This is a genomic window from Brevundimonas sp., assembly GCF_029945885.1.
In the GTDB taxonomy this organism is placed as follows: Bacteria; Pseudomonadota; Alphaproteobacteria; order Caulobacterales; family Caulobacteraceae; genus Brevundimonas.
In genome coordinates this window covers 238,664-263,797 of record NZ_JAQSDK010000004.1, presented here as the reverse complement: position 1 = coordinate 263,797, position 25,134 = coordinate 238,664, and the positions used below count along the sequence as shown (strand labels likewise).

General features: G+C 68.3%; 26 protein-coding genes. 7 read left to right on the top strand and 19 right to left on the bottom strand.

Annotated features, from left to right (window positions below):
* Positions 1-62: 62 nt before the first annotated feature.
* Together ptsP and PSV00_RS03845 are read right to left on the bottom strand one after the other, a co-directional pair.
* Positions 63-2,333, bottom strand: coding sequence for a phosphoenolpyruvate--protein phosphotransferase (ptsP, locus tag PSV00_RS03850; protein WP_300445071.1), 2,271 nt, complete (start codon positions 2,331-2,333; stop codon positions 63-65).
* Positions 2,334-2,379: 46 nt separating this feature from the next.
* Entirely contained in the window at positions 2,380-3,639 is a 1,260-nt protein-coding gene (locus PSV00_RS03845) for an aspartate kinase (protein ID WP_300445069.1), read from the bottom strand.
* A gap of 56 nt (positions 3,640-3,695) precedes the next feature.
* On the opposite strand from PSV00_RS03845, the gene ubiG reads away from it, so the two are divergent.
* Positions 3,696-4,499, top strand: coding sequence for a bifunctional 2-polyprenyl-6-hydroxyphenol methylase/3-demethylubiquinol 3-O-methyltransferase UbiG (gene ubiG / locus PSV00_RS03840; protein WP_300445067.1), 804 nt, complete (start codon positions 3,696-3,698; stop codon positions 4,497-4,499).
* A gap of 94 nt (positions 4,500-4,593) precedes the next feature.
* The gene (locus PSV00_RS03835) at positions 4,594-4,818 is read left to right on the top strand and encodes a hypothetical protein (protein WP_300445065.1); all 225 of its coding nucleotides are present in this window, start codon (positions 4,594-4,596) and stop codon (positions 4,816-4,818) included.
* Here PSV00_RS03835 and PSV00_RS03830 read toward each other — a convergent pair.
* From PSV00_RS03830 to PSV00_RS03810, 5 genes are read right to left on the bottom strand one after another with little or no spacing between them, the layout of a single operon-like run.
* Positions 4,807-5,289 (bottom strand): GNAT family N-acetyltransferase, encoded by a 483-nt coding sequence (locus PSV00_RS03830; RefSeq protein ID WP_300445063.1) that lies wholly within the window; start codon positions 5,287-5,289, stop codon positions 4,807-4,809. The genes PSV00_RS03835 and PSV00_RS03830 overlap by 12 nt on opposite strands.
* 20 nt (positions 5,290-5,309) lie before the next feature.
* Complete coding sequence (locus tag PSV00_RS03825) at positions 5,310-5,744, bottom strand: DUF1178 family protein (protein WP_300445061.1); 435 nt, start codon at positions 5,742-5,744, stop codon at positions 5,310-5,312.
* On the bottom strand, positions 5,741-6,580 hold the full coding sequence (locus PSV00_RS03820) for a carbon-nitrogen hydrolase family protein (RefSeq protein ID WP_300445059.1): 840 nt from the start codon (positions 6,578-6,580) through the stop codon (positions 5,741-5,743). The genes PSV00_RS03825 and PSV00_RS03820 overlap by 4 nt, the downstream gene beginning before the upstream one ends.
* The gene (gene grxC, locus PSV00_RS03815; protein WP_300445057.1) at positions 6,580-6,837 is read right to left on the bottom strand and encodes a glutaredoxin 3; all 258 of its coding nucleotides are present in this window, start codon (positions 6,835-6,837) and stop codon (positions 6,580-6,582) included. Before grxC ends, PSV00_RS03820 begins: the two co-directional genes overlap by 1 nt.
* Positions 6,838-6,864: 27 nt before the next feature.
* Complete coding sequence (locus PSV00_RS03810) at positions 6,865-7,671, bottom strand: ComF family protein (RefSeq protein ID WP_300445056.1); 807 nt, start codon at positions 7,669-7,671, stop codon at positions 6,865-6,867.
* On the opposite strand from PSV00_RS03810, the gene PSV00_RS03805 reads away from it, so the two are divergent.
* Positions 7,670-8,551 carry a methyltransferase domain-containing protein gene (locus tag PSV00_RS03805; RefSeq protein ID WP_300445054.1) on the top strand — a complete coding sequence of 294 codons (882 nt, stop codon included), beginning with the start codon at positions 7,670-7,672 and terminating at the stop codon, positions 8,549-8,551. The genes PSV00_RS03810 and PSV00_RS03805 overlap by 2 nt on opposite strands.
* Positions 8,552-8,571: 20 nt before the next feature.
* On the opposite strand, the gene PSV00_RS03800 is transcribed toward PSV00_RS03805, so the two are convergent.
* The 6 genes from PSV00_RS03800 to PSV00_RS03775 are packed head-to-tail and all read right to left on the bottom strand — an operon-like array spanning position 8,572 to position 12,057.
* The gene (locus PSV00_RS03800; RefSeq protein WP_300445051.1) at positions 8,572-8,751 is read right to left on the bottom strand and encodes a Flp family type IVb pilin; all 180 of its coding nucleotides are present in this window, start codon (positions 8,749-8,751) and stop codon (positions 8,572-8,574) included.
* Positions 8,752-8,775: 24 nt separating this feature from the next.
* Positions 8,776-9,180: a (deoxy)nucleoside triphosphate pyrophosphohydrolase gene (locus PSV00_RS03795; protein ID WP_300445049.1), complete on the bottom strand. Its 405-nt coding sequence runs from the start codon at positions 9,178-9,180 to the stop codon at positions 8,776-8,778.
* Positions 9,180-9,497 carry a type II toxin-antitoxin system RelE/ParE family toxin gene (locus tag PSV00_RS03790; RefSeq protein ID WP_300445048.1) on the bottom strand — a complete coding sequence of 106 codons (318 nt, stop codon included), beginning with the start codon at positions 9,495-9,497 and terminating at the stop codon, positions 9,180-9,182. Before PSV00_RS03790 ends, PSV00_RS03795 begins: the two co-directional genes overlap by 1 nt.
* Entirely contained in the window at positions 9,475-9,687 is a 213-nt protein-coding gene (locus PSV00_RS03785) for a hypothetical protein (RefSeq protein ID WP_300445046.1), read from the bottom strand. The genes PSV00_RS03790 and PSV00_RS03785 overlap by 23 nt, the downstream gene beginning before the upstream one ends.
* Positions 9,688-9,706: 19 nt before the next feature.
* Complete coding sequence (gene argJ, locus PSV00_RS03780) at positions 9,707-11,104, bottom strand: bifunctional glutamate N-acetyltransferase/amino-acid acetyltransferase ArgJ (protein ID WP_300445044.1); 1,398 nt, start codon at positions 11,102-11,104, stop codon at positions 9,707-9,709.
* Positions 11,101-12,057 carry a peptidylprolyl isomerase gene (locus PSV00_RS03775; protein ID WP_300445042.1) on the bottom strand — a complete coding sequence of 319 codons (957 nt, stop codon included), beginning with the start codon at positions 12,055-12,057 and terminating at the stop codon, positions 11,101-11,103. The genes argJ and PSV00_RS03775 overlap by 4 nt, the downstream gene beginning before the upstream one ends.
* A gap of 257 nt (positions 12,058-12,314) precedes the next feature.
* Between PSV00_RS03775 and secA the strand changes: the two genes are divergently transcribed.
* Both secA and PSV00_RS03765 read left to right on the top strand, forming a co-directional pair.
* Complete coding sequence (secA, locus tag PSV00_RS03770) at positions 12,315-15,167, top strand: preprotein translocase subunit SecA (protein WP_300445040.1); 2,853 nt, start codon at positions 12,315-12,317, stop codon at positions 15,165-15,167.
* Positions 15,168-15,194: 27 nt separating this feature from the next.
* Positions 15,195-16,358, top strand: a complete 1,164-nt coding sequence (locus tag PSV00_RS03765; RefSeq protein ID WP_300445038.1) for an aminotransferase class V-fold PLP-dependent enzyme — start codon at positions 15,195-15,197, stop codon at positions 16,356-16,358.
* Between the two features lie 7 nt (positions 16,359-16,365).
* Here PSV00_RS03765 and PSV00_RS03760 read toward each other — a convergent pair whose 3' ends face one another.
* The 4 genes from PSV00_RS03760 to PSV00_RS03745 form a co-directional block, all read right to left on the bottom strand.
* Positions 16,366-17,205 (bottom strand): hypothetical protein, encoded by an 840-nt coding sequence (locus tag PSV00_RS03760; protein WP_300445036.1) that lies wholly within the window; start codon positions 17,203-17,205, stop codon positions 16,366-16,368.
* A 112-nt stretch (positions 17,206-17,317) separates the two neighbouring features.
* Positions 17,318-18,820, bottom strand: coding sequence for a CoA-acylating methylmalonate-semialdehyde dehydrogenase (locus tag PSV00_RS03755; protein ID WP_300445035.1), 1,503 nt, complete (start codon positions 18,818-18,820; stop codon positions 17,318-17,320).
* 198 nt (positions 18,821-19,018) lie between these two features.
* Complete coding sequence (locus tag PSV00_RS03750) at positions 19,019-19,909, bottom strand: alpha/beta hydrolase (protein ID WP_300445034.1); 891 nt, start codon at positions 19,907-19,909, stop codon at positions 19,019-19,021.
* Between the two features lie 47 nt (positions 19,910-19,956).
* Positions 19,957-20,442, bottom strand: a complete 486-nt coding sequence (locus PSV00_RS03745) for a transcriptional repressor (protein ID WP_300445032.1) — start codon at positions 20,440-20,442, stop codon at positions 19,957-19,959.
* Positions 20,443-20,546: 104 nt separating this feature from the next.
* Between PSV00_RS03745 and PSV00_RS03740 the strand changes: the two genes are divergently transcribed.
* The gene (locus PSV00_RS03740) at positions 20,547-22,559 is read left to right on the top strand and encodes a TonB-dependent receptor (protein ID WP_300445030.1); all 2,013 of its coding nucleotides are present in this window, start codon (positions 20,547-20,549) and stop codon (positions 22,557-22,559) included.
* Between the two features lie 135 nt (positions 22,560-22,694).
* Positions 22,695-23,489, top strand: coding sequence for a SapC family protein (locus PSV00_RS03735; RefSeq protein ID WP_300445029.1), 795 nt, complete (start codon positions 22,695-22,697; stop codon positions 23,487-23,489).
* Between the two features lie 116 nt (positions 23,490-23,605).
* Here the strand turns inward: PSV00_RS03735 and PSV00_RS03730 are convergent, their stop codons facing one another.
* Together PSV00_RS03730 and PSV00_RS03725 are read right to left on the bottom strand one after the other, a co-directional pair.
* The gene (locus tag PSV00_RS03730; protein WP_300445028.1) at positions 23,606-24,013 is read right to left on the bottom strand and encodes an acyl dehydratase; all 408 of its coding nucleotides are present in this window, start codon (positions 24,011-24,013) and stop codon (positions 23,606-23,608) included.
* Positions 24,014-24,026: 13 nt separating this feature from the next.
* On the bottom strand, positions 24,027-25,049 hold the full coding sequence (locus tag PSV00_RS03725) for an NADP-dependent oxidoreductase (protein ID WP_300445026.1): 1,023 nt from the start codon (positions 25,047-25,049) through the stop codon (positions 24,027-24,029).
* Between the last annotated feature and the right edge of the window lie 85 nt (positions 25,050-25,134).

Genomic DNA, 25,134 nt, shown 5'->3' with positions numbered 1-25,134 from the left:
ATTTGTTAGGCATATCCCGCAGTCACCGCCCAGGGGACGGGACTGTGCCGTCGGGAGACACGTCAGATCGCGACGTTCAATTTCCGGGCCAGGGACTCCAGCTCGCTGCGGATCGAGCCGGCCGAGGAGCCGAGCAGGCTGGCCATGCCGCGGCGGGCCGCGGTCAGGTCGGTCGACAGGATCATCCGCTTGACCGGACCGACGCCGCCGGCCGGGGCCGACAGCCGGGTGAAGCCCAGCGCCATCAGGGCGAAGGCCTCGAGCGGACGGCCCGCCAGCTCGCCGCAGACCGAGACCGGGGTGCCGGTGTCGGCGCATTTCTTCTGGATCTCGGCCAGGGCCCTGAGCGCCGGTGGTGACATCGGATCATAGCGGTCGGCGACCAGCGGATTGGTCCGGTCGGCGGCGAACATATACTGGAACAGGTCGTTGGTGCCGATCGAGACGAAATCGGTCATCGGCAGCAGGGCGTCCAGATGCCACAGCAGGGACGGGCATTCGATCATCGCCCCGACGCGCAGCCGGTCCGGCAGGGTCCGGCCGCGCCGCCGCGCCCACCGGCATTCGACCTCGACCAGTTCCCGGGCGGCCCGGAATTCGTCGACCGTGGCGATCATCGGGAACATGACCCGCAGCTCACGGCCGGCCCCGGCCTGCAACAGGGCGCGCAGCTGCAGACGCAGCAGGCCGGGCCGGTCCAGACCCAGGCGGATGGCGCGGCGGCCCAGGGCGGGGTTCTCCTCGCGCTCGGTCTCGAGATAGGGCAGCACCTTGTCGCCCCCGACATCGAGGGTGCGGAAGGTCACGGGCCGGTCGCCGGCGGCGTCCAGCACCAGTTTGTAGAGCGCCGTCTGGGCGTCGAGCCGCGGCAGTTCCTCGGAGACCATGAACTGGAATTCGGTGCGGAACAGGCCGATGCCCTCGGCCCCGGTGTCGTTCAGGTTCTCGAGGTCGACGGCCAGGCCGGCATTGGCCAGCAGGGTGATACGGGTGCCGTCCAGGGTGACGGCCGGGGTGTCGCGCAGCTTGGCGAACTCGGCCCGGCGCTGGGCCCGGACCTCCATCCGCGACTGGACCGCCTCCAGCATGTCGGGACGGGGGCGCAGATAGGCCTCGCCGGCCTCGCCGTCGGCGATGACCAGGTCGCCCTCGGACAGGCGGTCGCGCAGGCCCATGAGGCGACCGACGCAGGGGATCTGCAGGGCCCGGGCGACGATGGCGGCGTGGCTGGCGGCCGATCCCTCCTCGAGCAGCAGGCCGCGCAGCTTGTGACGGGGATATTCCAGCAGGTCGGCCGGGCCGAGGTTACGGGCCACGAGGATGGCGTCGTCGGGCAGTTCGCGATCGCCCGGCCGGTCCCCGGCCAGGACCCGCAGCAGCCGGTTGGCCAGGTCCTCGAAATCGTGCAGCCGCTCCTTGATGTAAGGGTCGCGGGCCTGGGCGAAGCGGGCCCGGTGTTCGTTGCGCACCCGGTCGACGGCGGCCTCGGCGGTCAGGCCGCTCTGGACCGCATCCTCGAGCGAGCGGTTCCAGCCGCGGTCGTCGGCGAACATCCGGTAGGTCTCGAGCACCTCGAACGAGGTGCCGGCCAGCTTGCCCTGCCCGCCTTCCAGGATGTGGTCGATATTGGCCTTGAGCGCGAACAGGGCCTGGGACAGGCGGGCCCCCTCGGCGTCCGGGTCGTCGGACAGCAGTTGTTCGGGGGCCAGTGGCGGTTCGTGCAGGACGACATGGCCATAGGCCAGGCCCTCGGCGAACCTCTGGCCCTTGAGCCGTTCCGGACGGTGGGGGGCGACCTCGACGTCGCGCAGTTCGTCCTGGGCCAGCAATTCGCCGGAGGCCACGGTCTCGGCCAGGACCATGGCGATGGTCTGGATGTCCTCGACCTCTTCGTCGTCATAGCGACGTTCGGCGCGGTTCTGGACGACGAGGACGCCAATGGCGCGGCCGCCCCGCAGCAGCGGGGCCCCGAGGAAGGCGTGATACGGATCCTCGCCCGTCTCCGGGCGATAGGCGAAACTGGGGTGGGACGGGGCGTCGGACAGGCTGATCGGGGCCGCCATACGGGCGACCTCGCCGACCAGGCCCTCGCCGGGCCGCAACCGCGTATTGTGGACGGCGTCACGGTTCAGGCCCTCGGTGGCGAACAGTTCCAGCTCACCCGAGGCGCGGCGCAGATAGATCGAGCAGACCTCGGCGACCATCGACTGGGCGATGGTGCGCACGACCATGTCGAGACGATCCTGGGCCGGGGCCGCGCCGGCCATGGCCTCGCGGATCTGGCGCAGGAGGTTCCGTGGCCCCCTCGTCGTCAATCCGCCGCCTTTTGGCATCGCCGCTCCCGTTCAGACGCCCGAAGGGGCGACTGCGTAAATGACCCTATACAGCTTCCAGTCCGTAGGCCGAATGCAGGGCCCGCACGGCGAGCTCGGCATAGGCCGCGTCGATCAGGACGCTGATCTTGATCTCGGAGGTCGAGATCGCCTGGAATTTGATACCCTTGTCGGCCAGGGCGCGGAACATGGTCTGGGCCACGCCCGCGTGGCTGCGCATGCCGACGCCGATGACCGAGACCTTGGCCACGTCCTCGTCGACGCGGATGTCCTGGAAGCCGATGTCGGCCTGGCCCTCCCGCATCAGCTCGGCGGCGCGCAGGGCGTCGCGGCGGCCAGTGGTGAAGGTCAGATTGACTGTGCCCTCGGTGCGGCTGGGCGACTGGACGATCATGTCGACATTGACGTTGGCCTCGGCCAGGCGGGTGAAGACCACCGCCGGACGGTCGACGCTGTCGGGCAGGCCCAGCAGGCTGATACGGGCCTCGTCGCGGCTCATGGTGACACCGCTCACAATGCGTTTCTCCACGATTTCCTCCTCGTCGCAGATCAGGGTGCCGGATTTCTCGGGCAGGACGCCGGCGGCGTCGGGTTCGATAAAGCTGGACAGGACCCGCACCGGGACCCGTTTGGCCATGGCCAGTTCGACCGAACGGGTCTGCAGCACCTTGGCCCCCAGGGACGCCATCTCCAGCATCTCCTCATAGGAGACCTTTTCGAGGCGGCGGGCCCGGGATTCGATGCGCGGGTCGGTCGTATAGACGCCGTCGACGTCGGTATAGATATCGCAGGCACAGCCGAGGGCGGCGGCCACGGCGACGGCCGAGGTGTCGGACCCGCCGCGGCCCAGGGTGGTGATCCGGCCGGTGCGGCTGACGCCCTGGAAGCCCGGCACCACGGCGATCTGGCCGGCGTCGATGGCCGCGCCGAGCACGTCGCCGGGGACCTCGTCGATCCGGGCGCGGCCGTGGACGTCATCGGTCAGGATCGGCACCTGCCAGCCCATCCAGCTGCGGGCGTCGTGGCCGAGATTGCGCAGGGTCAGGGCCAGCAGGCCGGCGGTGACCTGTTCGCCCGAGGCCAGGACCACGTCATATTCATCGTCGGTCATGGCCAGGCCGGGTGCCGCGCGGCCCGCGCCGTCGGTCCAGGCCACCAGCTCATTGGTCTTGCCGGCCATGGCCGAAACGACCACGGCGATGCTGTGCCCGGCGCGTGCCTCGGCGGCGACGATCCTCGCCGCCCGACGGATACGATCGAGGTCGCCCATCGAGGTGCCGCCGAATTTCATCACCAGCCGCGTCATCGTGGCAGCGCGCCCCCGTCTTGCATGGAACGGCCGACGGGTTCATCCCTCGGCCCATGGTCGCTTCTAACGACACCCTGACGACGCGCAAACCCCAAAGCCCGCCTGAATCCGAGACCAGGGCGGCGGGGCCCAGTATCGATCCGGCCGATGTGGCCCGGTTCTCGGCCCAGGCGGCCGAATGGTGGGATGCGCGCGGCCCGTTCGCGCCGCTGCACAAATTCAATCCGGCGCGGCTGAAATTCGTGCGCGACCGGGCCGCCGAGCGGTTCGGACGCGACGTGAAGACCCGCGCCCCCTTCGCCGGGTTGAGCCTGCTGGACATCGGCTGTGGCGGCGGGCTGATCGCCGAGCCTATGCGGCGGCTGGGTTTCGCGGTCACCGCCGTCGATGCCTCGAGCGAGAATATCGGCACCGCCCGGGCCCATGCCGCCGAACAGGGCCTGGAGATCGCCTATCGCGCGGCCACGGTCGAACAGCTGGAGGCCGAGGGGGCCGGGCCGTTCGATGTGGTGCTGACGCTGGAGGTGATCGAACACGTCGCCGACCCCGAGGCCTTCATCCGCGCCTGTTCGCGACGGGTGAAGCCGGGCGGCCTGATGATCGTGGCCACCCTGAACCGGACGCTGAAGGCCCTGGCCCTGGGCAAGATCGCCGCCGAATATGTGCTGGGCTGGGTGCCGCCGGGGACGCACGACTGGCAACAGTTCCTCAAGCCCGACGAAATCCGGCGGATGCTGTCGACCGAGCCGCTGGCGGTCAGCGGTCCCTTCGGCCTGGCCTATGATCCGCTGGCCGATCGCTGGAGCGAGAGCGACGACACCGCCATCAACTATATGATGGTCGCCACCCGGGACTGATGCGGGTGGGAGAAATCCCCATACCTTTCTGCAATTTAACGGGAAAGAAAAGCGTGACGGTGACACAAGGGGTCATCCCGAACGGAGTCACCCGATGAAGCGCTTCATGATCCTGGCCGCCCTGTCCGCCACCCTGATGACGTCAGGCTGCGTCACCATCAATGGTGCCGAAGGCGAGGTTGCCTGGCACGGCGAGGGTGCCCAGCCATTCGCCGCCGCCCGCGACACGTGCCGCGCCTCAACCGGCCAGGGCCAGCTCGGTGAAGCCTTCCGCGAATGCATGGCGGCCAAGGGCTGGACCCGCAGCCTAGTTCTCTAGGCGTCTGCTCATGTAACGGGCACCGGGGCCGTAACCGGCCAATTTGCCCGCCATGCCGGGGGCCTCGACGACAGTGAAGCCGTGCCGTTCCCAGAACGGCGCGGCGTCGTTGACCGCCACCAGCGTCAGGGCGGGCCAGCCGGCGGCGCGGGCGTCGTCCGCAATCCGCTCAATGATCGGGCGGGACCAGCCGCCGCCCCGGACCCCAGGCATCAGGGCGAGGTCGTGCAGATAGATCACCGTGGCATCCGCCGGGATCGCCGGGATCGGGGTGTTCAGTGCCGGAGCCGAATCCGCGCGCCACGGATAGGCGACCAGATAGCCCTGCGGCTCACCGTCACCGGCGGCGAGGACGAAACAACCGGACGGGTTCAGCGTCAGCCGATTTTCGAAACAGGGTCGCCCCTCGAAATGGTCGGGGAAGCCGATGACGGCGATCCGGGCGACGGCGTCGAGGTCGGCTGCCGTCATGGACCGCCAGTTCAGGGCGCTCAATTGAGCTTCGACGGATCGGGGGGCGCGGCCGGCAGGGCGGCACAGGGCACGCCGTCTTCCTTCAGCGCCCGGACCTCGGCCCCGGTGGCCTCGCCGTAGATTTCGCGCTTCTCGCTGCGGCCCTCGTGGATGTCGCGGGCCTCGCGGGCGAAGGTGTCGCCGACATAGTCGAAATTGGCCTCGACATGGGCGCGGACCTCGCGGGCGGCGTGCATCATCATCGCCTGCATCTTCGCCGGGTCGGCTGAGGTCGCCGCCGTCTTGCGGGTGCCGGCGACGGCCGGGGCCATGATCTGTTTGGACACCGCGCGCGAGCCGCAGACCGGACATTCGACGAGGCCGCGGGCGGCCTGGTCGTCATAGTCGGTCGAGGTGCCGAACCAGGCCTCGAAGGGATGATCGTTGGCGCAGGACAGGGCGTAGCGGATCATGCCGGCCCCGCAAACGCACGGTCGTGTCGCAGCTGGGGCACGGCGGTCCGGGCGCGATCGACCGCGTCCAGATCGAGGGTGGCCAGCAACACACCGGGCGCATCGTCGTCGCGACGGGCGATGATCTCCCCCCAGGGGCCGACGACCGTCGAATGGCCCCAGGTGCGACGGCCGTCCTCGTGGGGGCCGCCCTGGGCCGGGGCGAGGATGAAACAGCCGGTCTCGATGGCCCGGGCCCGCAGCAGGGTTTCCCAGTGGGCCTCGCCGGTCGGGACGGTGAAGGCCGCCGGGACCGCGATCAGGGCCGCCCCGGCCCGGGCCAGGGCCCGGTACAGATGCGGAAAGCGGATATCGTAGCAGATGGTCAGGCCCAGACGGCCCCAGGGGGTTTCAGCAACCACCGCGGTGTCACCCGGACGCACCGCCGAACTCTCCCTGTAGGTCTCACCATTGGGCAGGTCGACGTCGAAGACATGCAGCTTGTCATAGGTGACGACCACCTGGCCCCGGTCATCGACGAGGATGGCGCGGTTGGCCGCGCGATCGTCGCCCTCGAGGCCCGAGCGGACGATGGCCGAGCCGATCAGGATCCACACGCCCAGTTCGCGGGCCAGGGTCCTTAACCTGCCGACCACGAGGTCGGTGTCCGGATCGGTGATGACCGCCGCACGCCGGTCCCGGCGCTGCTCCAGCACATTGGTGCCTTCGGGCGTCAGGATGAGTCTGGCACCACGGGCGGCGGCCTCGCGCACCAGCGGCTCGACATGGGCCCAGGCGGCCTCCGGCGTGGCCGGGGTCCGGGTCTGGATCAGGGCAATGTCGAGCGACCGGGTCATCAGGCGGCCAGCAAGGCGTCCAGTTCACCCTTGCGGTCAAGGGCGTGCAGCTCGTCCGAGCCGCCGACATGGGTGTCGCCGATGAAGATCTGGGGGAAGGTCATCCGCCCCCCCGAACGCTGGATCATCTCCTGCTTCTTCGCGGGATCGCGCGAGGCGACGATCTCGGTCGGGACCATCCCCTTTTTCTTCAGCAGGGACAGGGCCATGGTGCAGTAGGGGCAGCCGGGCTTGGTGTAGACAGTCACGTCAGGCAATGGGGACTCCTTGATGGGCGCACGGACCTAGATAGGCAGTTCGCGCGCGTTTCGCACCCGGGCGACGACCGCGAGGTCGACGGCCCGGGCACCGGCCGCCAGAAGCGCGCGGCTGCAGGCCTCGGCGGTGGCTCCGGTGGTCAACACGTCATCAATCAGAAGGATGCGCCGGCCCCGGATGCGGCGACGGCCCGCCTCGGGGACGGCAAAGGCCGATTTCACATTGAGGCGGCGGCCCCGGGCGCTGCGCCCGCCCTGGCTTAGGGTGTGGCGGGCCCGGATCAGGGCGTCGGGCAGATAGTCCAGCCGCGCCCGCCGCGACAGGGGCCGGGCGATCTCGGCGGCCTGGTTGAAACGCCGGTCCAGCAGCCGCAGCCGGTGCAGGGGCACGGGCACCACAGCATCGGCCCCGGCCAGCAGGTCGGCAGCGGCGCGCGACAGCCAGCGGGCGAACAGGTCGGCGAACTGCTGCTGGTCGCCGTGTTTGAATTTCAGGATCAGGCCGCGCGAGGCCTCGTCATAGACACAGGCGGCGCGGGCCCGGGCGAAGGCATAGGGGGCGGCGATACAGGCGGCGCAGCGGTCGGCGGCAAAGGTCCCGCCATCGGCCTCGAAGGCCGCGCCGCAGCCGTCACAGACCGGGGCCTCGAGAAAGACCACCCGGCTCCAGGCGTCAGCGGCCAGGCCGGAGGAGCCGGAGACTTCACGACTGTCATGGGTCAGGGGTGGCAGGACCAGATCGGTCAGATCCCGCCCCAGGTCGCGAAGGGTCGGCACGATCAGGCCCGGCGCGGCTTTCAATCGATCGCGCCAGCCCCCATTCTGGACGCCCATGAATCTCACCGCCCCCCCCGTGATCTTCGACAGTGCCCGCCGCGCCGCGCGTCTGGCCCGCAGCGCCCGCCGGTTCGGCGAGGCGGACTTTCTGCACATGCGGGCCGCCGACAATGCCGTGGCCAGTCTGGAGGTCATCCTGCGCGACTTTGCCGAAGTCGTCGACCTGTCGGCCCAGCCGGAACCGTTCGCCGCCCTGCTGGCCGACAGTATCGCCGCCGGACGGGTCGGTCCGGTGCGGGTGGTGGGGGAGATGGCCGGCCGGGCGGCCCCGGGCTCCGGGCCGCTGGCGATCGCCGACCAGTCGGCTGACCTGGCCGTGTCGCTGATGAGCCTGCACTGGGCCAATGACCTGCCGGGCGCGCTGAGCCAGATCCGCCGCGCCCTGAAGCCCGACGGCCTGTTCCTGGGGACATTGCTGGGGGCCGGGACGCTGAAGGAACTTCGCGGGGTGCTGACCGAGGCCGAGATGGAGAGCCGCAACGGGGCCCAGGCCCGGGTCTCGCCCTTCGCCGACGGTTTCGACGGGGCGGCCCTGCTGCAGCGGGCGGGGTTCGCCCTGCCGGTGACGGACGTCGACCGGGTGACGGTGCGCTATCCGGACCTGTTCGCCCTGGTCCGTGACCTGAGAGCCATGGGCGAGACCAATGTGCTTGCGGGTGTGACCCGGCCCCTGACCCGGACCATCGCGGCGCGGGCGGCACAGCTTTATGCCGAACGCCATGGCGAGGCGGACGGGCGGATTCCGGCGACCTTCGAGATCGTGCACCTGGCCGGCTGGGCCCCGCACGAGAGCCAGCAGAAACCCCTGCCCCGGGGTTCGGCCAGGATGCGGCTGGCGGATGCGCTGGGGGTGACGGAGCAGACCGGCGAAGGGTGAGGCCCGTCAGTTGACCCGGGTCAGCCACCGATGGCGGCGCGGAGGGTGTTCATGGCCGTGTTGAAGATGCCGCTGCTGGATCCGCCGAAGGCCGTCAGGGCGGACAGGATAACCAGGAACATCAGGGCGAGGATGATGCCGTACTCGATCGAGGTGGCCCCGGAGTCGTCGCGCCGGAAACGGGAGAGGAAGCGTCGCATCAGCCCCTCCATCGACGGGCGGTTTCAGAGCAGGTCGCGCAACCAGGCGACCAGGGGTTCGTCGGCCGGAGGCATGGGATAGTCCGACAACTGGTTCGGCCGCACCCATTTCAGCGCCGCATGCTCGCGGTTCTGCACCGTCCCGGACCAGCGACGGCACAGATACAGTGGCATGAGGAGGTGAAAAGTTTCGTAAGCGTGGCTGGCGAAGACGAACGGGGCCAGGCAGGCCTCATTGACGTCGATACCCAGTTCCTCGTTCAGCTCACGGATCAGGGCCGCCTCGGGCCGCTCGCCCGGCTCGACCTTGCCGCCGGGAAACTCCCACAGGCCGGCCAGCTGCTTGCCCTGCGGCCGTTGGGCGATCAGCACCCGGCCGTCGACATCGATCAGGGCCACGGCGACGACGAGGACGGTGGGGAGGGTCATCAGCGGCGTCCTGCGAAGAAGGCGGAAAGGTCACGGCCGCGATAGCTGACCGCGAGAATATGAACGGTCGTGGCGGTGACAACATATTTGATGGCGGCGCGACGCCGAACGCTCAACACCCTGACACGATCATCGTTCGGGTCGATCTGTCGGCCAACGAACGGGAACCAGCGCAGCCCTTCGCAGGACCTCTTGATTTCCAGCAGGAACCGCTCGGCCGCCAGTGGTCGTTCCATGGCGATAAAATCGAAGAGGTTATCCAGATCGCGCAGCGCCTCGCGACGGTAGAGCAGATCAAGCGGCCCGGGTGACGGCACGTTTCATTCGCTGTTCCAGCCGCGTCCAGACCTGGTCGTGACTGACAGAGTCATCCGGATTGTCGAGCGCGGCCTGGACCTGGCCCCGCAACCGCTCGAGCGCTTCGGCGGACAGAGTCCCTTCCACCAAGGCATCGAATTCCTGGTCGCTGAGGGCAGCGTCGGGTAGCGGCGAGTCGATCCTGTTCATGCGTTCGAGCCTACCACAATCAGCTGCGATAATCGCCGTTGATCTCGATGTAGCCCTTGGTCAGGTCGCAGGTCCAGACGGTGGCCGAGGCGCGGCCGGAGCCGACGTCGACGGTGATCTCGATCTCGGAATTCTTCATATAGGCGCTCATCGCCGCCTCGTCGTAGTTGGGCGACGGGGCCCCGTCGACGGCGGCGACATGGGGGCCGAAACGGATGGCCAGGTGGTCGCGGTCGACCGCCTCCTCGGTCTTGCCGACCGCCATCACGACCCGGCCCCAGTTGGCGTCCTCGCCGGCGATGGCGGTCTTGACCAGCGGACTGTCGGCGATCGACTTGGCCAGTTTGCGGGCCGAGGCCGGGGACTCGGCCCCCTCGACGGTGATCTTGACGAATTTCGAGGCCCCCTCGCCATCCCTGACCAGCTGGTGGGCGAGGTCCAGCATGACCCGGTCCAGGGCCGCGCCGAACCCCTTGAGGCGACGATCCCCGACCCGGCCGATGCGCGGCGCGCCGCTGCTGCCGGTGGCGAACAGCAGGCAGGTGTCATTGGTCGAGGTGTCGCCGTCGACGGTGACGCTGTTGAAGGTGGTGCGCACATGCAGGCCCAGCATGGCGCGCAGCACGTTCGGATGAATGTCGGCGTCGGTGACGATGAAGGCCAGCATGGTGGCCATGTCCGGGGCGATCATGCCCGACCCCTTGGCGATGCCGGCGACGCGGACCGTGTGGCCGTCGATCTCGCACTCGGCGAAACTGCCCTTGGGAAAGGTGTCGGTCGTCATGATGCCGCGCGCGGCCTGGGCCCAGGCGTCGGCGTCCAGGGTTTCCTCGATCTGGTGCAGGCGGGCGTTGATCTTGCGATCATCCAGCACCACGCCAATGACCCCGGTCGAGGCCAGCATCACATCGCGCTGGCGACAGCCGAAGCGTTTGGCGACCTCGGAGGCGGTGCGCCGGGCGGCGTCGGCCCCGGCCTTGCCGGTGAAGGCATTGGCGCAGCCGGCATTGACCACAAGGGCGCGCACGTCCTCACCGCCGCCCTGGGCCCCGAGCTGGCGTTTGCACCAGTCGACCGGGGCCGAACCGATCTTGTGACGGGTGAAGACCCCGGCGCAGGTGGTGCCGCGGGCGAAATGGAAGACGACCAGATCGTCGCGCTCATGTTTGTAGAAGCCGGCCCGGGCCGTGGCGATCTGGACCCCGCCGATCGGCGGGATGTCGGGAAAGGGCACGGCCAGGGGCGAGATCGCCAGTCCCGGCTTGCCGCCGGCCGGCAGCGGAGCCGTGGCCCCGGTCGCGACCGGGGCCCGGGTGGCGCGCTTGATCACCGCGGACAGGGGATCGAGCGCCTTTTCGATGGCGGTCTCGATCTTCTGGCTGGTGGCGGAGCGGGACTGTCTGGGCGACCGGCTCATGGGGCAGTGGTCGCGGGCGTGGCCGTCGCCGTCGCCGTCGCCGTCGCCGTCGCCGTCGCCGTCGGGGCGTCAGCGGCGGAGGCCGGTTCCTCGGCGGGGCGGACCGTGTCGGCGGGCAGAAGATTGTCAATTTCAGCCTTGCCGCGCAGCTCCTCGAGCAACTGCCGAACCCCCTCATAGGTCAGGTAGCGGACGATCTGCGGCCGGGCCTGGTCCAGGGTGGGCGGGCTTTCCTTGCGCCGGTCCTCGACCCGCAGCACGGCCCAGCCGCCTTCGGTCTGGAACGGGCCGACCGTCGAGCCGGCAGGCTTGTCGCGCAGGGCGTCGGCATAGGCGCGGGGCATGACGTCGAGGGTCGAATAGCCGAGATCGCCGCCGGAAAAACGCGTGGCCTCGTCGGCCGAGCGTTCCATGGCCACGGCCTCGAACGACGAGCCCTGGGCCAGGATGCCGATCACGGCGTCGGCCTCCTCGCGGGTCCGGGACAGGATCAGGCGGACGCGGATCTCCTCGGAGGTCCGGGCCAGACGCAGCTGCTCCTGATAGAGGCGCTGGACCGCCTGATCGGAAATCTGGCCGTTGACGACGTTCTCGACCAGCATGTCGCCGAGAATCCGTTCCCGGGTCGCCTCGAGCCGGCGCTGGGCCAGGACCGAATTGTCCAGACCGCGATGTTCAGCCTCACGGGCCAGCAATTTCTGGTCGATGACCTCGTCGAGCACGCGGCGGAACAGGTCGGAGGTGATGTCCAGCGGCTCGCCCTCGCCGACCAGGCCCTGGGCCACAGCCTCGCGCTTGACGTCCGAGGCCCAGATGGTCCCGTCCTGCACGCGGGCCACGGCGCGATCGCCGGGCTGGGGCGGGCGGTCATCGCCGCCGCCGCGCGAACAGGCGGAAACGGCCAGGGCCGAGGCCATGACGGCGGTAATCAGAAGCTTGCGCGAAATTCGCATTGAGGCCGCTCCGTCCTGCTGTTGCGGGGCGATTCCACTATGGGCGCAAAGCCCCTCGCGTTGACAGGGATAAGGTCGGTGCTTAAGTCCCGGCTGCGCCCAAGTCGAGGGGTTTTCGATCGTTCTTGCGGCCCTCGCGGGCACCTTTAGCAGGTGCCGGGGCCGTCTCCGGTCAGGACGTCTCTCGCGTCGTCCACCGCCGCCCCTCTCGGGCCCTGTTCAGAGCCTTCAGACGCTCGACCGCCTTCGGATCGCCCATGCTCGGCTTCGCCAAGAAACTTTTCGGCTCTTCCAACGACCGCAAGGTCAAGGATTTCATGACGCGCGTTCAGCGCATCAATGCCCTGGAAGACAAGTTCGCCGCCCTCAGCGATGACGAACTGCGGATGATGACCCAGACCTTCCGCGACCGGATCGACGCGGGCGAAACCCTCGACAAGATCATGAACGAGGCCTTCGCCGTCTCGCGTGAGGCGTCAAAACGGGTTCTGGGTCAGCGTCAGTATGACGTCCAGCTGGCCGGCGGCATGATCCTGCACGACGGCGGGATCGCCGAGATGCGGACCGGCGAGGGCAAGACCCTGGTCGCCGTGGCTCCGGTGTATCTGAATGCGCTCGAGGGCAAGGGCGTCCACGTCATCACCGTCAACGACTATCTGGCCAAGCGCGACGCCGAATGGATGGGCCGCGTCTATCGCTTCCTGGGCATGGAGGTCGGCGTCATCGTCAACGGCCTGAGCCAGGGCCAGCGCCAGTCGGCCTATAATTCCGACATCACCTACGGCACCAACAACGAGTTCGGTTTCGACTATCTGCGCGACAACCTGGTCTATGACCGGCGCGAAATGGTCCAGCGGCCGCATAATTTCGCGATCGTCGACGAAGTCGACTCCATCCTGATCGATGAGGCGCGCACGCCGCTGATCATCTCGGGCCCGACCGAGGACCGGTCGGACCTGTACAAGATCGTCGACGTCATCATCAAGGAACTGATCAAGGACCCGACCACCTTCGATCTCGACGAAAAGCAGCGCCAGGCCCTGCTGACCGAGGAGGGTTCGGAGAAGATCGAGGAGCTGATGGAGGCCGGCGGCCATTTCGCCGAGGACACCACCGGCCTGTACGACGCGCCGAACGTGACCCTGGTCCACCACATCAACCAGGCCCTGCGCGCCAACACCCTGTACCAGCGGGACAAGGACTATATCGTCAAGGCCGGCGAGGTCGTGCTGATCGATGAGTTCACCGGCCGGATGATGACGGGTCGCCGGCTGTCCGAAGGCCTGCACCAGGCCATCGAGGCCAAGGAGGACGTCAAGATCCAGCCCGAGAACCAGACCCTGGCCTCGGTGACCATCCAGAACTATTTCCGCCTCTACACCAAGCTGTCCGGCATGACCGGCACGGCGGCGACCGAGGCCCAGGAATTCCTCGACATCTACAAGATGGACGTCCTCGAGGTGCCGACCAACCGCCCGGTCCAGCGCATCGACTACGACGACGAGGTCTACCGGACCTATGCCGAGAAGAATGCCGCGATCGCCCACCAGATCGCCGAATGCCATGTGAAGGGCCAGCCGATCCTGGTCGGTACGGTATCGATCGAGAAGTCCGAACAGCTGTCGGAGATGCTCAACACCTACGCCTACAAGGTCGAGATCTCGCGCACGCCCAAGGCCGAGTACGCCGGCCGCGAGAAGGAGGCCGCCAAGATCGGCGACGAGGCCTTCGACATCCAGTACGCCACCGGCAAGAGCATTCCGCACAGTGTGCTGAACGCCCGCCAGCATGAGCAGGAAGCCTTCATCGTCGCCGATGCGGGCCTGCCCGGCGCAGTGACCATCGCCACCAACATGGCCGGCCGCGGCACCGACATCCAGCTGGGCGGCAACCTGGAAATGCGCCTGCAGAAATGGCGTCAGGACCAGCGCAACCTGGCCATCGAGATCACCCCCGAGATGGAGACCGCCGAAGAGGCGCGTCTGAAGGCCGACATCGCCGTGCACAAGGCCACGGCCCTCGAGGCCGGCGGCCTGTTCGTCCTCGGGACCGAACGCCACGAGAGCCGCCGGATCGACAACCAGCTGCGCGGCCGGACCGGCCGCCAGGGCGACCCGGGCACGTCGAAATTCTTCCTCTGCTGCGAGGACGACCTGCTGCGCATCTTCGCCGGCGACCGTCTGGATTCGATCATGCGCAGCTTCGGCGTGGCCGAGGGCGAGGCCATCAGCCACCCGTGGCTGAACCGTGCCGTGGAGACCGCGCAGAAGCGGGTCGAGACGCGCAACTACGACATCCGCAAGAACCTTCTGAAATACGACGACGTCGTCAACGACCAGCGCAAGGCCGTGTTCGAACAGCGCCAGGAGTTCATGGACTCCACGGACCTGTCGGAACTGGTCGGCGAATTCCGCCAGGACGTGGTCACCGACCTGGTCGACCGCTATCTGCCGCCCAAGGCCTACGCCGAACAGTGGGATATCGACGGCCTGGACGAGAAGGTCCGCGCGACTCTCGGCCTGGAACTGCCGCTGCACGACTGGGCCGCCGAGGAAGGCGTCTCCAACGAGGAGTTCGAGGAGCGGCTGCAGGCCGCGGCCGAGGCCCGGGCCGCCGAACGGCTGGAACTGATCGGGGCCGACCAGACCCGCGGTCTGGAGAAGCAGTTCCTTATGCAGATGATCGACATGGCCTGGCGCGAGCACCTGGTCCACCTGGACCACCTGCGCGGCATCATCGGCCTGCGCGGCTACGGCCAGCGTGATCCGCTGAACGAATACAAGACCGAGGCCTTCTCGCTGTTCGAGACCCTGCTCAGCGAACTGCGTCACAGCGTGACCCGCTGGCTGATGACGGTCGAGTTCCGCTTCCAGTCGCCGCCCGAGATGGAAATGCCCGAATTCCAGGAAATTCACCTGAACCCGGGCACCGGCGAAAATGAGATGGGCAATCCGAACGCCCAGCTGCCGGAAGGCCGGCTGGACGGTGACGACCGCTCGCGCCTGCCGGTCGAGCTTCTGCCGGCCGGCTGGGAACGAACCAGCCGCAACGCCGACTGTCCCTGTGGTTCGGGCCGCAAGTTCAAACATTGCCACGGGGCCCTGGTCTAGGGGCCGCGGACGGCGCAGGAGACGACCTTGAGCCACAAGCCCCTGTTCTCCCGCGCCCTGTCGCTGGACCCCGACCGCCTGCATTTCGCGGCCCACAGTCATCATCTGTGGCCGGACGCGTCGTTTGACGGCCATATCCGCGCCTGGCTGGAAGCCAACCAGCACGCCGATCGCAAATGGGACCGGATCTTCGGTAACGTCGTGCCCGAGGCCCAGCGCCACGTGGCGAACGAACTGAACCTGCCGTCACCGGACACGGTGGTGTTCGCGCCGAACACCCACGACTTCCTGCTGCGGCTGTTCTCGGGGATCGCCCGCAAACCCGTGCGGATCCTGTCGACCGACGGCGAATTCCATGCCTTCCGGCGTCAGGCCGACCGCTGGCAGGAGGCCGGCGAGGCCGTCGTGACCCGGGTGCCCCTGGCCCCGTTCGACACCTTCGACGCCCGGTTCGTGGCCGCGGCCCGGGCCGGCGAATTCGACCTGATCGTGATCAGCCAGATCTTCTTCAAGACCGGACAGGTGTTTGGCGGCATCGCTGACCTGGCCGCGCTGGCCGATCCCGCCGGTCCGTGGGTGGTGGTCGACGGCTATCACGGCTTCATGGCCACCCCGACCGATCTGTCGGCGGTGGCGGACCGGGTCTTCTATGTCACCGGCGGCTATAAATACGCGATGTCGGGCGAGGGCGCGGGCATCCTGCACGCGCCGGACGGCTATTGCGAACGGCCGGTCGCCACCGGCTGGTTCGCCGAGTTCGGCAATCTGATGGGGCCGCCGGACGGGGTGCAGTATCGCGCCGACGCCGGCCGCTTCTGGGGGGCCACCTTCGATGCCACCCCCCTGTACCGGTTCAACGGTGTGCGGCGGATGCTGGACGAGCAGGGGCTGACCACGGCGCTGATCGCCGACCATGCCCGCGCCCTTATGCAGCAGTTCGAGACCGCCGTGGTCGCCGGACAGGCCGGTCAGCTGGCCGAGGCCGAGCTGATCAATCCCCTGACCAATGACGGCCGCCGGGCGCGGTTCCTGGCCTTCCGCCATCCGGACGCCCAGGCCTGGCGGGCCCGGTTGCTGGACGCCAATGTCGTCACCGACGTCCGCGACGACACGATCCGCTTCGGCTTCGGCCTCTATCAGGACCGGGCCGATGTCGAGCGGCTGATCGCGATCTGCGACCGCATTCTCTGACCACCGGTCAGAAGAAGGTGGCGTCGTCCTGTTGGGTGGCCTGCGGCGGCGCGCGCGGGGCGACCGGGGCCGGGGTCGGTGTGGCAGCCGGAGCCTCGTCAGCGGCCGCTGCCAGCGGCGGCAGGGTCGGATAGGGCAGACTCTCGGGAGCCACGCCCGGTGCCATGGGCACGGGCTCGCCCGACCCGGGCGATGTGACCCGGTCAGGCGCATTCAGGTCGTCGCGGATAAAGGCCCAGGAGCGGCTGTCATTGCAGGCGCAGGCCTTCATGAAGCCCTCGCGATCGCGCCAGACGATCAGCGGATAGCCGGTGCCCAGACCTTCGGACTTCAGCGCGACCGTCAACCGGGAGACGAAGGCCCGTCCGGCCTCGACCACAGCCGCGCGCGCCAGATTGCCGTCGGCGGCGGGAATGCCCGCCGCGCTCCAGGCGCTGGTCGGGGTGGCGGTCCAGCGCTGATAGAGCGACCAGTCCCGGGTCAGCCACAGCTCGGCCACCGTGGCCCGTTCGGCGGCCGTCGACTGGGCCAGGCCCTCACGATCGGCGCGGGCGAAGACGATGATCCGGGCCTCGACCCCGGCGGCGCGCAGCTTGGGCACCTCATCGCGCTCATAGCGCTGCATGGCGGCCGAGTCGCGATAGCCGATGATGTAGAGGGGCTCGCCGCCACCGCCACCGGACAGCCAGGACGCCTCGTCCAGCAGGCGCTGGATCTCGGCCTGGTGGGTGGCGATCACCACCGGCTGGAAGCGGGCATAGTAGTTCCAGTAGGCCCAGTAGCCACCGCCGGCGAGGATCAGACCGATCAGGGCGGCGAGGGCCGACCAGATGAAAAAGCGACGCATACGGGGAGCACTCCAGCTTCACGGTTCAGGCGTATTAACCCTTAGCACCGAATGGGCCGGCTCCGAACCCCGGGGGATTGCGCCCCCGGAAGCCGGACCGGCCGCAGGACCGTCAGCCCATGGTCGGGATGACAAAGCTGGAATCGGTGTGTTCCAGCTCGCTGTCGGGCCAGCGGGCGGTGATGGTTTTGACCTTGGTCCAGAATTTCACGCCCTCCATGCCGTGCTGGTTGGTGTCGCCGAAGGCCGACCGCTTCCAGCCGCCGAAGGTGTGATAGGCGACCGGCACCGGGATCGGGACATTGATACCGACCATGCCGACATTGACGCGACTGGCGAAGTCGCGGGCGGCGCGGCCGTTCTGGGTGAAGATGGCGACGCCGTTGCCGTACTGGTGCTTGCTGGGCAGGCTCAGCGCCTCCTCAAAGCTGGCGGCGCGGACGATCTGCAGCACCGGGCCGAAGATCTCCTCCTGATAGGCGCTCATGTCCGGGGTGACATGGTCGAACAGGGACGGGCCGATGAAGAAGCCCTTCTCGTGGCCCTGCAGGCTGAAGTCACGGCCGTCGACGACCAGTTCGGCCCCCTCCTTGACGCCGGTGGCGATCCAGGCGGCGATCCGGTCGCGGTGCTGGGACGAGACCACCGGGCCGTAGTGGGCCCCCTCGTCCGAGGAGACGCCGACCCGCATGGTCGGGATTTCCGCGACCATCCGCTCGCGCAGTTCGTCGGCGGTCTTCTTGCCGACCGGTACCACCACCGGCAGGGCCATGCAGCGCTCGCCGGCCGAGCCGAAGGCGGCCCCGGACAGGTCCTTGATCACCTGGTCCATGTCGGCGTCGGGCAGGACGATGCCGTGGTTCTTGGCCCCGCCCATGGCCTGGACCCGCTTATGGTTGGCGGCCCCGGTCTGGTAGACATAGTGGGCGATGTCGGACGAGCCGACGAAGCTGACGGCATGGACCAGCGGGTGGGTCAGGATGGCGTCGACGGCCACCTTGTCGCCGTGGACGACGTTCAGCACGCCGGCGGGAGCGCCGGCCTCCATCATCAGTTCGGCCAGACGCACCGGCAGGGACGGATCGCGCTCGCTGGGCTTGAGGATGAAGGTGTTGCCGACGGCGATGGCGACGCCGAACATCCACATCGGGATCATGGCCGGGAAGTTGAACGGGGTGATGCCGGCGACCACGCCCAGCGGCTGGCGCATCGAATAGACGTCGATGCCGGGGCCGGCCCCGTGGGTGTATTCGCCCTTCAACACATGCGGGATGCCACAGGCGAATTCGATGACCTCGAGACCGCGCTGCACGTCGCCCTTGGAGTCGGCGACGACCTTGCCGTGTTCGCTGGACAGCAGTTCGGCCAGCTCCTGCATATTGGCCTCGACCAGGCGCTTGAATTCGAACATCACCCGGGCGCGGCGCTGGGGATTGGTGGTGGACCAGCCTTCGAAGGCGGCCTGGGCGGCCTGGACCGCCGTATCCATCTCGGCCACCGTCGCCAGTTGAACGCGGGCCTGGACCTCACCGGTATTGGGGTTGAACACATCGCCGAACCGACCCGAGGTTCCGGTGAACGAAGCGCCGTCGATGAAATGGTTGATGTCGCGCATGATGAAGCGTTTCCCTGGAGTCGTTTCGAGCGTGGTTGAGGCGCGGTTTAGCGCCGGGCGGGGACGGACGCCAGTCCAGAGCCTGATCGGTTGGGAAGGAATCGCTTCGCGATTCCGCCGATGCCGTGAATCAGGCTCCAGCATGAATCTGGAGCGAAATCTGAGCCTGGACACGATCGCGTCCAGGCCGATTTCGCTCTAGACGGCCGCCTCGAACAGGGCATCGCGCGCGATGTCGGGACGCAACATCGGCAGAAAATGGGTCGCGCCGGGAACGGTCTCGATCGTGACATGGGGCAGGCCGCGCGGCCGGTCGGGCATTCGGCAGGTTGAGCCGGTCTCCCCGCGCAGGATGCGAACCGGCCCCTGATATTGACGCAGGGCCCGCCACGGGTCGTGGCTCTGGGCGGCGTAGTTGGAGGCTTCCCAGTCCGGCGTGCAGGCCAGGGTCAATCCCTCTTCGGTCTCGACCAGCCCATCGACCAGATAGTCGGCCAGCACCATTTCGGGCCAGCCCTTGAAGGCCCCGCGGCCGGAATAGGCGGCCATCGCCTGTTCGCGACTGTCGAACACGGCGCGGCGCCGGCGGGCCGCCTTGACCAGCGGAATCCGAGAGGCGATCCGGTCCAGCAGGGGCAGTTGGAAGGCCGCCACGGCCCAGCGGCTCCAGATCACCGGGTCAAACAGGACCAGGCCCGAGACCCGGTCCGGCCGTTCGGCGGCGGCCAGCAGGGCGCTGGTGGCCCCCATCGAATGGCCGGCCAGGACCACCGGCGGGCCGTCGATCGCATCGAGCAGGGCGACCAGATCGTCGCGGTGGTCGGCCCAGTTGCGGCGTCCGTTCGGATCGGCCGGCAGGGTGGTGCCGCCGTGGCCGCGCAGGTCCGGGGCCCAAAGCCGGAGGGAACCCGACAACGGGGCCAGCAGGGTCCGGTAGGTCAGGGCCGTAAAGCCGTTGGCGTGGACGAAGACCAGGTCGACGGGCCGGTCGGCGTCGCCGAAATCGAGCACGGCCATCCGGCCCTCGCCCCAGCGATTGGCCACCGGCAGGCTGATACGGCGGGGCGGGGAGAGACGGATGGCATCCATTCCTTGCAGTTAAGCCTTCGCCGGCCACCGCGCCAGTTTCCGTGACGTCAGGTGGCGGCGCTGCAGCCGGGGCACAGGCCGTGGGCCTCGATGGTGGTGCGCTCGATCCGGTAGCCCGCGGTGGCCGCGGCCCGGGCCAGACCGTCGGCAGCGCCGGGCGTCACCTCCTCGGTCGCGCCGCAGCAGTCGCAGATCAGAAAGGCGGCGGCATGGGCCTGGTCGCCGCCGCTGCAGGCCACATAGGCGCTGATCGAGGCGATCCGGTGGGCCAGGCCGCGCCGTTCGAGAAACTCCAGGGCCCGATAGACGGTCGGTGGCTTGGCCGCCTGGCCGTCCTCGCCATAGCCGGCGATCAGATCATAGGCCTTCATCGGCTCGCCCGCCGCCAGCAACAGGGCCAGGACCCGGCGCCGCGGGGCCGTCATCCGTTCGCCGTCGGCCTGACAGCGGGCCGTGGCCCGGGCCACGGCCGCGTTGACGGCCGCAGGTCCCGGTCCGGTAACGGCATGATCATGATGGCAGGCGTCGCCCATGGGACACAGCTAGTCGGTCGGACCCCGTCCCGCAACATCCAGACCTTGACCTTTTGTGATGTTATCTCATAACAGAAGACCTCCTCCGTCGCCGAGTGTTCCCCATGCGCCTGACCCACACCTCCCGGATCCTGCTTCTCACCGCCAGCGGCTGGGCCGCCCTGTCCGGCGCGGCCCTGGCCCAGACCACGCCGCAGACCCCGGTGCCGGAGGATACGGCCCGGCTGGAGGACGTCATCGTCACCGGGACCCCGTTCGGGGTAACCGATCGCGCCAGCCTGCTGGCGGTCGAGGTTCTGGGCGCGGAACAGCTGGCCGTGGCCCCGGCGGCGACGCTCGGCGATCTGGTCAATGGCCTGCCGGGCGTGCGTAGCTCCAGCTTCGCCCCGGGTGCCAGCCGACCCGTGATCCGGGGCCTGTCCGGGCCGCGGGTCCAGGTGCTGACCAATGGTCTCGGGCTGATCGACGCCAGTTCGGTGTCGCCGGACCACCAGGTCGCGGTGGACCCGGCCGAGGCCAGCCGTATCGAGATCGTGCGCGGACCCTCGACCCTGGTGTTCGGCGGCTCGGCCATCGGCGGGGTGGTCAACATCATCGACGAACGGGTCCCGACCACCCGGGCCGAAAACGGTCTCGACGGTCATGTCTCGACCCAGCTGTCGAGCATCGACAACGGCCGCGGCGGCGGGGCCAGCCTGAAGACCAACCTCGGCCCCCTGGTCTTCACCATCGACGGCTATACGCACCAGAGCGAGGACTACGGGATTTCAGGTCCAGCCATGTCGCAGCGTCTGGCCGACGCGCTGAGCGTGCCGCGGCCCTGGGCATCAACCGTCGTCAACAGCGCCTCGGCGATCGACCAGCTGGGGGCCGGCCTGTCGTGGGTCGGCGATGCGGGCTATTTCGGCGGCTCGGTCAAGACGACCAATTCGACCTACGGCACCGTGGCAGAGCCGGACGTGACCATCCAGCTGGAGCAGACCCGCTATGACGTGCGCGGCGAACACACACTCGGCACCCCATGGTTCGACAAGGTCCGGCTGGGGGCGGCCTATGCTGACTATACCCATACGGAGTTCGAGGGGGCGGACACCGGCACCGTCTTCTTTTCCAATGGCTATGAGGGGCGGCTGGAGCTGATCCAGAGGCCGCGCAACGGCTGGCAGGGGGTCATCGGCGGTCAGCTGCTAAATCGCGATTTCGATGCCGCCGGTGCCGAGGCCTATGTGCCCCGGACCACCACCCGCGAACACGGCCTCTACACCGTGCAGCGGCTCGACCGGGACGCCTGGGGCATCGAGGGCGGAATCCGCTTCGACAGCCACCGGGTCGACAGCCCCCTGGTCGACCTGTCCTTCGACAATGTCTCGGCCTCGGCCGGCCTGTTCGTCCGCCCGTCGGGGCCGCTGTTCCTGGGCCTGACCATCGCCCGCAACGCCCGTGCGCCCAGCGAGGTCGAACTGTTCGCCGACGGGGCCCATGTCGCCACCGCCGCCTACGAACATGGCGACCCGACCTTCGACAGCGAGGTCGCCACCTCGATCGAGGCCACGATGCACTATGCCAGCGGCCCGCTGACCGCCGACCTGCATGTCTATACCGCCCACTATGACGGCTTCATCGACCTGCGCCCGACCGGCGTCGACGACGTTGATTCCGGCCTGCCGATCTTTGACTACGTCCAGACCAAGGCTGATTTCCGCGGTTTCGAGGCCGAGGCCAGCTACGATCTCTGGGTCGACGGTGACCGCAGCCTGACCTTGAGCGGAACGGCAGACATGGTCCGGGCCCAGACTGATTTCGGCCCCGCCGCCCGCATCCCGCCCTGGTCGGCGGGGGCGCAGCTGGCCTGGTCGTCACGCCGGGTCGACGCCGGTGTGGAGGTCCGTCACGTCGGGGCCCAGGACCGGGTTACGGCGTTCGAACTGCCGACCGACAGCTATACGATGGTCAATCTGACCGGGGCGCTGCATCCGTTTGCGGACCACAACGTCACGGTCTTCGGCGAGCTGCACAACCTGACCAATGTCGAGGCCCGTGAACACGCGTCCTTCCTCAAGGACATCGCCCCCCTGCCCGGTCGCAACCTGCGCGTCGGGGTCACCTACCGTTTCTAGAAAGGCCGTCGGAGAAATCCCCTTTACGGGCGGGTATTTACCATCTCGCTCGCCACCGGCGAGACCGTGTTTGCCGCCCGGGCATGTCTGGGCTAGAACCCCGTCTTCCTTCAATTCCGGGGCCTCATCGCGTCCATGACTGACACAACTGCAAATACCTCCGAAGGGCTCGCCGGCAACGTCCTGTTCTACGACAAGCCCGAGCCGCTCTCGGCGGAGCATCACGGCAAGCTGGGCGTCGATCCGGTCGACAAGCCCTATGCCTTCGTGGCCAAAAGCCATGTCGTGCCGCTGACCGTGACCGAGTTCGCGCCCGCGGCCCTGTCCTATCCGGTCATCTTCGTCGGCGACTCGCGTCAGCCGGTCGCGGTCATGGGCCTGCGCCCGACCGAGAACCTGTTCATCGAGCCGACCGGCGAGTTCCGCCCCGAGGCCTATATCCCGGCCTATATCCGCCGCTATCCGTTCGTCTTCGCCAATGACGACGCACAGAAGCGCATGATCCTGTGCATCGATCGCGCCGCGGAATTCGTCAAGGAAGGCGGCGCTGCGCCGCTGTTCGTCGACGGCAAGCCGAGCCCCTACACCGAACAGGCGATGGAGTTCTGCAACAGCTTCGAACAGGAGCGGATGCGCACGGAAGCCTTCGTCAAGGTTCTTACGGACCTGGACCTGCTGGAAATCCGCGACGCGGTGTTCACGCCCCGCAACCCTGACGGCACGACCGGCACGCCCCAGAAGCTGGCCGACTATTACGCCGTCTCGGAAGACAAGCTGAAGGCCCTGCCGGCCAAGAAGCTGGCCGAGCTGCGCGACAACGGTGCCCTGGGCCAGATCTACGCCCACCTGGTCTCGCTGCTGGGCTGGGATCGTCTGATTGCCATGACCTTCCAGCGCGCCGCCCAGACCCCGGCCGCCGCCAACGCCTGAGGCCGTCCGCCCGGCCCCCGGACCGGATCCGGGGCCGGCGACACGTCCTGAATGACAGACGCCCCGTCCGGTTCGCCGGGCGGGGCGTTTTTCTGCGTGCGTGTCGCGGCGTCGTTCTAGCGGCGGGCGAACAGCGCCCGGGTCAGGCAGGAGAAGACCAGCCGCCCGGCCTCGTCCAGCAGATCATGCTGGGCAATGACGATCCCCTTGTCGTCGCCGACAGGGTCCTTGCCCACGACGGTCATCCGGCCGCGCATCAGTTCGCCCGGTGGCGGATTGCGCATGAACCGCAACCCGTCCACGGCGAGGACCTTGCTCTGGGCCCAGCCGGCGGACCTGTCGGCCGCCAGCCGGCTCCACAGCGCATAGACCATGGCATCGGGCGCGCCATAGGCCGTGTCCCAGCCCGGCGCGAACCGGTCGACGAACAGCTCCATGGCGGCCGGGTCCACCGCACAGGCCCCGAGCGACATGACCTCACCGACGGCCACGTCCTCAAAATGGATGTGCAGCGGATCACTCATCGGTCGGCTCCCGTCAGCCTGCCGGTTCTTCGGAGACCCGGACCAGCAGCTTGCCGTCGTGATCCCCGGTGAACAGGCGGTTCAGCGAGCCGACAGCCCCCTCCAGACCATCGTCGACATGGACCTTCCATTTGATCGCGCCGTCGACCAACCAGGGGGCCATTTCGGCGACCATCTCGCGGGCGCGCGGCGCATAGTCCAGCACCAGGAAGCCCTGGACGTTGAGCCGGTGGGTGATGATGCGCGAGAAATTCGGCGACGGCGGAGCCTTGGTGGCGTTGTAGGCCGAGATCAGGCCGCAGACCGCCATGCGCGCATGGGGTTTCAGCCGGTTCCAGACCGCGATCATGATGTCGCCGCCGACATTCTCGAAATTGAGATCGATACCATTGGGCGCGTGGCGGTCCAGGGCTTCGCCGACATCCTCATTCTTGTAGTCGATGGCCGCGTCGAAACCGAGGTCCTCGGTCAGCCAGCGGCATTTGTCGGCACCGCCGGCGATGCCGATGACCCGGGCCCCGCGCAATTTGGCGATCTGGCCGGCGATCGAGCCGACGGCCCCCGCGGCGGCGGAAATCACCAGCGTCTCGCCCGGCCGGGCCTTCAGGACATCGGTGACGCCGAAATAGGCGGTCATGCCGGTCATGCCGATGACCGAGAGATTGGCGGTCAGGGGCAGGCCCGAGGCGCGGTGAACCTGGCGCAGACCCTGTTCGTGCACGGCGGCATAGTCGGCCCAGCCGCCCGATACCGGCGAGACGATGTCGCCCTGGCGGAACCGGTTCGACCGGCTCTGCTCGACCACGCCCAGCGTCAGGCCGCGCATCACATCCCCGATCCCGACCGCCGGCAGATAGCCTTCGGCGTCGTTCATCCAGGTGCGGTTGGTCGGGTCCAGCGACAGATAGATGGTGCGGACCAGCACCTCATTTTCCTTGAGGTCCGGCACCGGGCTCTCGACCAGCTCCAGATCACCGGCCTTGACCAGGCCCTTGGGCCGCTGGCGGAGGACCCACTGACGATTTACCTGCGTCATCACAGTTCTCCTTTTTCACCCGCGCGTTGGCGCGTCCGGCACAAGGCATTGTGGCGAAGGTGGTGCCCATGTCGAGAGCTGACGG